Genomic DNA, 234 nt, shown 5'->3' on the forward strand with positions numbered 1-234 from the left:
CGATGCTGGCAATAAGTTGGCGCACATTCTTGAACGACCCTCGACGGATCGCCTGCTGTGTAATCAGGCCAAACCATCGTTCAACCTGATTCAGCCAGCTTGAGTAGGTCGGCGTGAAGTGCATGTGGTAACGCGTATGCCTGGCCAGCCACGCCCTGAATGGTCGAGCATGATCAGTTGGGGCTCGAGCAACGCGTCGAGCTGGGCGCGTAGTGCGCCGACCGAAGTTGCCCT

General features: G+C 58.5%; 1 protein-coding gene. It reads right to left on the reverse strand.

Translation table 11 applies throughout. The annotated features are described in order from the left end of the window. Positions 1-234 (reverse strand): transposase (locus tag SB816_RS35115; RefSeq protein WP_410548637.1); only part of this gene is annotated, 234 nt, incomplete at both ends.

The sequence above is a fragment of the Achromobacter sp. SIMBA_011 genome, assembly GCF_046535435.1.
GTDB classification, from domain to species: Bacteria; Pseudomonadota; Gammaproteobacteria; order Burkholderiales; family Burkholderiaceae_B; genus Achromobacter; species Achromobacter dolens.